Consider the following 3,570-nt stretch of genomic DNA (forward strand, 5'->3'; position numbering starts at 1 on the left):
CGCTTAGCTTGGTCTGCATTCTGATACTTGTCAGATTCTTTCGTGCCAGATTCTTTACCAAGCTCGGCATTCAAGGCAGACTTGTCGCTTGCCACTCCATCCAATTGACCTTTTGCATTCTCTACTGCTTGCTTAGCTGCATTCACCTCTGCTTGTGTAGCTCCTGCTTTTGCTAGAACTTTTTGAGCGGCTTCTAATGCTGCATCATAAGCTTTTTTCTTGTCTGCTGTTGCATTTTGATACTTAGCTGTCTCTTTGGTAGCTGTCGCATCTGTTGTTGCGGCTGTTCGTAATGGCTCTTTGTCAGTCCCTTGTCCATTCAAGGCTGCCGCAGCTGCCACTAGGTCATTCTTAGCTTGGTCAATCCCTGCTTGACTTGCACCTTCTTTAGCTGCTACAGCTTTCGCTGCCGCAAGTGCTTGATCGTAGGCAGTACGCTTAGCTTGGTCTGCATTCTGATACTTGTCAGATTCTTTCGTGCCAGATTCTTTACCAAGCTCGGCATTCAACTCATCTTTTTCAGGTTTGTTTGTTTCTTCAACTGAGGTTGTCGAATTACTAGGATTACTGGACACTTCCCCAGTATTTTCGTTAGATGTATCTGGTGATACTTTCTCTGAATTCGTTGTTGATTCTTCTGCAGATTGAACTGGATTTTTTGCTCCTTGAGTTGAGGTTCCTTCTGTGGTGCCTTCATTTGGTTTTACTGGAACTTCTTCTACAGTTTTTTCTAGTTCTTGTTCTTTCGGCTTCTCGACTGGAGTTGCAGAATGAACTTCTGAAGCGTCTGTAGATTCTTCTTTAGTCTCTCCTGATTTTTCTCCTGACTTAGGAGTTGCATCTTCTCCTGAGTTTGTTGTTGATTCTTCTGCAGATTGAACTGGATTTTCTGCTCCTTGATTTGAGGTTCCTTCTGTAGTGCCTTCATTTGGTTTTACTGGAACTTCTTCTACAGTTTTTTCTGAAGTTTCATTTTTGGAGTCATTATTTTCTGGTTTATTTGACTCTCCAACTTTATTTGTATCACCTTGATTAGATTCAGTTGGTACTGTTTGGCTATTCTCTGTTGTTGCATTACCAGAATTTTCAGGTTTTGTTGAAGTTTCGTCTTTTGACTCATCTTTTTCAGGTTTGTTTGTTTCTTCTACTTCTTTTGGCTTCTCGACTGGAGTTGCATCTTCTTTCTGTTTTCCAAGATTCTCTCCGTTCTGAGAAGAATCTACGGTTGGAGGTGTAGAGTGACTTTCCACTTCTGAGTTCATATCACTAGATAATGTATCAGCTTTAGTTTCAGCGGACTCTGTAGCTACAGTTCCAACTTGTCCATCCCTAAATTCTGGAACAGCCTCATACTGTCCGTTAATCACTTGTATTTTTGATGGATTCTCTATAAAATTCGGTGCAATCGTATAATCTACCTTTTGTTGATCTATTGGAGTGGCTACTGATTTCTCTTGATTACTTACCTTAGAATCAGAAGTCGTTTTTCCCTCTTTGATATATCCAATATAAGTGTAACCTGAAATATCTTTAGGAAGAGGTAATTTTTCTCCAGAGGTCAACTCATAGTCCGTATTGTAATTCAGTAAAAGATTATTTTCTAAAGCATGGGCTGATACTAGGATACCGTTTCCTATCCCTGCAACCAATACTAAATGTAATACCGTTTTATTCTTAATTTTTTTCTTGGAAACAGCAAAAACTAAAATCCCCAGAGCTGCTAAACTAGCACCAGCAACTAAGGCTTGCATCTCATTCTTGCTTCCAGTATTTGGCAATTCTCCCAGTTGATTTTGAGAATTTAACTTATAAACAAGATAATAAGTCTCATCATCATTCTCCACGTATGTCGGAATATCATATACAAGCTGCTTCTTTTCTTCTGATGATAGCTCTGACTCTGTCACATATTTGTAGTGAACACCTTTAGTCTCTTGAGCAGCCACAGATGAACTAGCTAATACAGACATAAAAAATAAACTCGAAATCGTTGCAGATACAAGTCCTACTGATAATTTTCTAAATGAAAAACGTTCTTGTTTTTCACCAAAATACTTTTCCATTATTCCTCCTTGAAATAAAATTTTAAAAATATGTAAGCCTAACTTTTTTATATTAGTGTACTATCTATAAAAAAGGGAACATACTTTAATTATACTCTTTATTTAGCAAAAAGTCTTAAAATTGAGTTGCGTTTTCATACTTTTTTTATATATAAAATACCAAGTAGTAGTTTTGCAATTCCCTATTATTTTTTGGATAAAATGTAACCTACCATGAAATTTCCACGGCAGGTGTTACTCATATCACTAATCGTTCTAAAAATGGTTTGAGGCAGTTGAGGAGAATTCCTTCTATCCAGCTTCCTTGTGCTGATGAGCGATGGTCTTCCTGCAGGCTTTTTTTTAGAAAATCTCGGACTTGTTCTGGTGCGATTTCAAATTCAAAGGCTTTCATTTTATAGAAAAAGTCGATGAGATGATCTGACAGGTATTCAGTTGAAAAGGGTACTTCACCACTTTTTCGATATTCTAATAAGAGCCTAGAAAATCGAGCTTTTTCTTCAGGAAGCTCACGAAAATAGGAATTGAGGAGCCAAGTCTGCTTCTGTTTTCTTTCAATTGGATCCTGACTGGCAATTCGTTGGTCTTTTTCCAGCTCTTTTTGGTATTGTTTGGCCTTGATAGCTCGTTCTGCTCTATTTTTACCAAAAAGAATTTTTTCCCACTTGCGTTCTTCTTGAGTCAGGGTCTCTGTAAAGCCAAAGTAATCTTGATAAGCACGCTCTGCGGGTCCCATGGCTAGAACCAGATTGTCTGCATATTGCTTGGCGATTTTATCCCTCTTCTTGCGTTCTTTCTCTGCCTGGATACGAAGTTCTTGTTCGTAGTCAATTTTCTCCTTGCCTAGCTTGACAAGGTAGAGTTGGTCATCCGATTTCCCAAGTAAAAAGGGTTTGATACACTTTTCAAGGACTTCTTCCATCCGAGCCTTTTTCTTTGGTTCCGCCTTGGTCCAACTTCCTCCCTGAAAGACTTCTAGGAAAAGCTGGTAGTCTCTCTCAGGCGCAAATTGATTGCCACGATTGGGTTTGAAAACACCTTTTTCCCAGAGCCATTTTAGAAGTCGCTCGTCAAAGTCACTTTTATTGACCTTGATTTTTTCCTTTTTCTGAGCTTTTCTGGTTAGATTTTCAACCTTTCTGAGCAGTTTTTCTTCCTCTTCCAATTGCTGGTCAAGGGACAATTGATGAAAATGACGAACACAGTCGCTACCAATTGGAAAGAGGCGTTGGCCTGTGACACCGTTAAAGAGTTCATAAGCGTATTTGATGGCATTTCCACAGACACAATTGCTACGGCCAATACCGTTAAAAATCAAGGAAACTTCATTCCATTCCTTGGTAGCTTGTTCCCAAGTATCCGCTTTCGAAGCCTGTAAAACTGCATCATACAGGGATTTTCTAACTGGAAGTGTCATGAGGTCTCCTTTCTAATACTCCATGAAAATCAAAGAGCAAACTAGGAAGCTAGCCGCAGGCTGCTCAAAACACTGCTTTGAGGTTGTAGA

Annotated in this window: 2 protein-coding genes; both read right to left on the reverse strand. The window is 39.2% G+C overall.

Annotated elements, in window-relative coordinates:
- On the reverse strand, nt 1–2,063 hold a 2,063-nt coding region (locus tag HT693_RS09595; protein WP_172925134.1), incomplete at its 3' end, for a YSIRK-type signal peptide-containing protein.
- Nucleotides 2,064–2,301: 238 nt separating this feature from the next.
- The gene (locus HT693_RS09600) at nt 2,302–3,480 is read right to left on the reverse strand and encodes a hypothetical protein (RefSeq protein WP_119948153.1); all 1,179 of its coding nucleotides are present in this window, start codon (nt 3,478–3,480) and stop codon (nt 2,302–2,304) included.
- Nucleotides 3,481–3,570 lie beyond the last annotated feature (90 nt).

The sequence above is a fragment of the Streptococcus sp. 2154 genome, from assembly GCF_013277255.1.
Classification (GTDB): Bacteria; Bacillota; Bacilli; order Lactobacillales; family Streptococcaceae; genus Streptococcus; species Streptococcus pseudopneumoniae.

Bases quoted from the DNA above. Each gene is read 5' to 3' on its own strand.
- HT693_RS09600 (WP_119948153.1), bottom strand. From the start codon at position 3,480: ATGACACTTCCAGTTAGAAAATCCCTGTATGATGCAGTTTTACAGGCT.